This window comes from Buttiauxella warmboldiae (genome assembly GCF_003818135.1).
GTDB classification, from domain to species: domain Bacteria; phylum Pseudomonadota; class Gammaproteobacteria; order Enterobacterales; family Enterobacteriaceae; genus Buttiauxella; species Buttiauxella warmboldiae.
The window spans coordinates 1-4,160 of the sequence record NZ_RPOH01000122.1 but is presented as its reverse complement, the minus strand read 5'-3'; the positions used below and the strand labels follow the sequence as shown (position 1 = coordinate 4,160).

Genomic DNA, 4,160 nt, shown 5'->3' with positions numbered 1-4,160 from the left:
AAAGTGCAAAGAACGGCGAAAAAATCGCGCGTTCAGACGCGTGAGGCCAGAGAGGCGGTGGAAGCCAATAAAAAGGCCCAGCTTGAACGGGACAAACTGTTAAGTGAGCAACAAAAGCAAGCCGCTTTATCTAAAGAATTTAAAGCGCAGATAAAGCAACTGATTGAAATGAATCGCATCGTCATTGCAAAGGGTGAGATTGGGTATAACTTCACAGATAATAATTTAATCAAAAAAGTCTATGTGGATAAGATGACGCAGACTCAATTGACCCATGGTCGCCTGGCGATTGCTCGCCTGGCTGCTGATAATGGCCCTGAGAGCGAATACGCTATTATTCCCGCCAGCGTTGCCGACAAAATTGCCCAGCGCGATGCGAGCTATATTGTATTAAATAGCGCGCTTAGCCAGGAAGCTCAGGATGAAGAAGATCCCTATGCCGATTTTATCGTGCCTGATGATTTGATGTGGTAGGGAAAATAGCCAGAGATTCAGGACAACGGGCCATGGCCATTGCCCCAATAAATTTTATTACCGCAGAATTTATTGCTGAAACCCCTCCTGAAACGCGCCCTCTAAGCTTCCCGTTCAATAAAAAAAGCCCGGCTTATCACCAGGCTCAGGCTATTAATCTACCAGCACACGCTTGTTTGTTGCTCCCCACAGAATCGACATTTCGGTAAACAGCGCGCCGCTGATATCTTCCACTTCGGTAGCGGTCACCTCGGCATGCCCCTGCTTACCAAACAGCACCACTTCATCGCCTGGCGTAACACCTTTCAGGTCGGTGACGTCAACCACCACGGTATTCATTGATGTTTTACCCAGGATCGGCACGCGCTGGCCGCGGATCAGAACATGGCCGGCATTGCTGAACACGCGACGATAGCCGTCGGCATAGCCCACCGGAATGTTAGCCAGCACAGAGTTACGCTTCAGCGTATAAGTGCGGTCATACCCTACCGTATTTCCTTTCGGATAATGATTCACCGAAGCAATGGATGATTTTAAGGTCATCACGCGCTTGTAGTCGTTGCTGGCAATGGTATCGCCATAAAACACGCCGCCGACCCGCACCATATCAAGCCAGGACTCCGGCACCGTCAATGTCGCAAAGCTGTTGGCAACATGCAGCGTGACCTGTTCACGCTTCAGGCCGGTGATCTCCAGAACCTGCTGTGACTGAATTTTAAAGCGCGCCAGATCTTTGCGAACCGCTGCCGCATCTTCTTCCGGGTAGTGAGACATGATCCCGACAATTTTCAGATGGCTCAGTTCAGAGATAGCTTTTGCCTCGTTTAAACCCTGCTGACTGCCGACTTCCAGCCCGTTACGGGACATGCCGCCTGAGTTCAACGCAAGGTGAATGCGCAGCGTTTTCCCCTGCTGCTGAGCAATGTCATCCAGGCGTTTTGCCATATCCAGATTGCCAATCAGCTCTTCGGTGTCATAGTCCGTCGCCTGGCGCATCTCTTCTTCGGTGGCATTTCTTACACGCAGCAGGCGGCCTTTGAAACCGAGGTCGCGCACGGTTTTTAGCTCTTCATTGCTGGCAACGCCGATACACTGCACATTGTTTGCCAGCATAACCGGCGTGACCAGCGACAGGTCATGCCCGTATGCATCCCCTTTGAGAATAGCGCACATCGTGGACTGGTTGCCGAGCAGCTTTTGCACCTTTTGTACGTTGTATTCCAGCGCGCTGCGGGAAATTTCAAGCGTTGAATTATCCACCACCAGTTGCTGGTGATGATAACCCGCCGCAGAAAGCGTGCTGGCTGGGGGAACGGTGGTGTTGACTGGGCTATTACAGGCGGTGAGAACAAACAGAGGGATCAAAGCTAAACGGCGTAAATGCAGGGGCATGCTAACTCCTTCGCAAAGTTAAAATCATTTCTGGTGAACCAACATCGTCAGGACAATCAGGGTATCTGCCTGATTAATTTCTTAATTTACTGGTCTTCATCTGGAGATGACAGAGTACGTTATAAAAAAAGAGCTTACGCACATTACGTGGGTAAGCTCCTGGTATGACCGGAATAAACCGTTAGTACTGATGCTCAGGTTTATGTAACAGATGATCAAACGATGAATGTTGCATACTGTCCATCCCACCTGGCTCAACGGCAACATGGGCTTTAGTATCAACCAGCGCCGGTTCAGTAGCCGGTTGCCCGGTATCTTTGATTAGGCTCGCAATATCCGTGCCGTGCTCAAGTTCATGCGTTAAATCACTCAGGTTAATCTGCTCAACCTGGCCCATAACAGCTGAGCCCTGATTATCTGGCTGCCAGCTTTGCACCACGTCGCTATGCTGGTCTGCAGTCAGGATAAATAACCCATCATGCGCATCACTCAGCAGGTGATTCCCCTGATGCGCCGCGTTATCTGCAGCAGCAGACGGTGCCGGGTGGAAGATATCATCACCACTTTCCAGCAAATTAGACAGAGCATGGCCGGAAGAGTCGTCCACTGCGGAGGCGGAAAGGGCATCCATCAACGAGACGTGGGTCACTGCCGGGGTATCGTGATGCTCGAAGGTAGTCCGTGTTTCATTTGCAGTAATGGCGGCTGTACCGTCACCGTAAATCACCCCCTCGATATGGTTTACGCCCTGTAAATGCAGCCCCTGGCCCGCATCATTATGCGTACCCGTCAGCGCAATATTTTCCAGCGTGTTTACGTTGGAAGCGGCATTGTTATTGGTGCCCGCGGTACAGGTATAGTCAGACGGAGCACCATCCTGCAGGAAGATGTAGTCTTTGTGTCCGCCTTCTACCTGCTGCGTCGTGCCATTAATGGCGTCTAAGCCGCGATGGTTGCCATCCTGGAGATAACCACTGCCCTGATGCACCACAAAGACATCAGCATGCGTACCGTCACCCTGCGGATTGCCATTATTGTTATCTTTTCCGTAATGTTTAATCTGGTTGGCGCTATCAGCGCACAACGGTTCTTTATCCCCGTCGCTTAACCAGATACGCACATTTGAGCCGATAGCGACAATTTTGCCACCCTGAACATCGAACCCGTCTGCCGTTCCACTGCCGCCATTAATCAGCGTAATCGCAGCGTGTGGCTTATCAACGTGAGCCGGTTTATCAATTGCAGCAGCTTCACTTGCACTATGATTAGCATCAACGTTGGCAACAGAGCCCGCACTGGCAGGCTGTTGGGCGACGATATTCTCAGTGCTAACAAGATTATTGTCACTGATAGAGGATTCAGCACTGACCGTAACGGTATTGCCGACATCATCAGTAGCCGTAATGGTGGCATGAATAAGCTGGCCCTTTGCCAAATCCGCACTATTCACCGAAATACTGTAGCCCAGCGGACCATTGCCCATCAGCTGAACGGTGCCGGTATATTCATGGCCGTTAATAGTGAGCGTAACCACATCATTTACCTGTGCGTCACCGCTAACGGTACCGTTGATAAAGGAATATTGCTCTGTCGCCGCAGGGGTATTGCTATGGGTAATGACTGTACGGTCACCGTTTGCGGTATAGGACGAGCCGTCGCCATAAATGATCCCTTCAATACGGTTTACGCCCTGTAAATTCAGAGTCTGGCCTGCATCGTTGGTGCCCGTAATGTTAATGCTTTCTAACGTATTAACGTTATGTTCTGAATTGTTATTAGTGCCGGATGAGTGCTGGTAATCAGAGGTCGTTCCATCCTGCAAGAAGATGTAATCTTTATGCCCACTCTGGTCATTCTGCGTCGTACCGTTAATGGAATTTAAATTATCGCGGAAGCCATCGCCACTACGCTCATATTGACTTCCCGGATGCACAACAAACACATCAGTGTAAGGCCCGTCCCCTCTTACATTACCGTCCTGGTAATATTTGATCTGTGTGTCAGGATCCGCACACTCAGGCCTGGTATCACCTTCACTTAACCAGATATGTACGTTTGAACCGATTTTGACAATTTTCCCATCCAGAACATCAAAACCATCGGCTGAAGCACTGCCACCGTTGACATGGATAACCGTACCCTGTGGGCCGTCAGTCTGAGGAACATCTTCGGTGACAACGCTATCAATCGTGATGGTGGCCTCTGCGCTGACATCCACGCCGACCGCATGGTCAGCGCTGGCTGTGGCGGTGTTGCCCGCTGCATCAGTGGTGATGATGGTGGCCTGCACCGTC

Annotated in this window: 3 protein-coding genes; 1 reads left to right on the top strand and 2 read right to left on the bottom strand. The window is 50.6% G+C overall.

Going from position 1 to position 4,160, the window contains the following annotated elements:
* On the top strand, nucleotides 1-474 hold a 474-nt coding region (locus EHN07_RS20280), incomplete at its 5' end, for a DUF2058 domain-containing protein (protein WP_148085483.1).
* Nucleotides 475-627: 153 nt separating this feature from the next.
* Here the strand turns inward: EHN07_RS20280 and alr are convergent.
* Complete coding sequence (gene alr / locus EHN07_RS20275) at nucleotides 628-1,866, bottom strand: alanine racemase (protein WP_124025806.1); 1,239 nt, start codon at nucleotides 1,864-1,866, stop codon at nucleotides 628-630.
* Nucleotides 1,867-2,047: 181 nt separating this feature from the next.
* A partial coding sequence (locus EHN07_RS20270) for an Ig-like domain-containing protein (RefSeq protein WP_124025805.1) occupies nucleotides 2,048-4,160 on the bottom strand: 2,113 nt, incomplete at its 5' end.

What these genes read in the sequence shown, in the direction of transcription:
- alr (WP_124025806.1), bottom strand. Translation starts at nt 1,866, where the DNA reads ATGCCCCTGCATTTACGCCGTTTAGCTTTGATCCCTCTGTTTGTTCTC.